Here is a 300-nt window from a genome sequence, read left to right on the forward strand (position 1 = left end):
ATTTTTCTAAAAAAAGGAAGGAATTGATCATATTTTGTAGAATTTATTCGATAGAGGTCAAGTTCAAAATAATATTTTCTTTGAGAGGAGCCTATACATTTGAAGTTAAAATCATTAATGACATTTATTGCGTTAATTCTACTTACTAGCATCATTGTGCCTTCTGTTTCTGCATATACTGTTTCAGAAGATGTTTACAATTCAGAAGAGGGATTAGAGTTATATTATTCACAATTTGATGATGGGGAAGAAGAAAAGTTATAAGATAGTAAAAGTGAATACATAATTCAACAAGAGTGT

The 300-nt window shown here is 28.3% G+C and carries 1 protein-coding gene; it reads left to right on the forward strand.

The features are described from left to right. Positions 1-99 precede the first annotated feature (99 nt). The gene (locus tag PZE06_RS28075) at positions 100-264 is read left to right on the forward strand and encodes a hypothetical protein (protein ID WP_275792410.1); all 165 of its coding nucleotides are present in this window, start codon (positions 100-102) and stop codon (positions 262-264) included. Positions 265-300 lie beyond the last annotated feature (36 nt).

Origin of the sequence: Robertmurraya sp. DFI.2.37 (assembly GCF_029211245.1) — a bacterium.
In the GTDB taxonomy this organism is placed as follows: domain Bacteria; phylum Bacillota; class Bacilli; order Bacillales; family Cytobacillaceae; genus Robertmurraya; species Robertmurraya methanolica_A.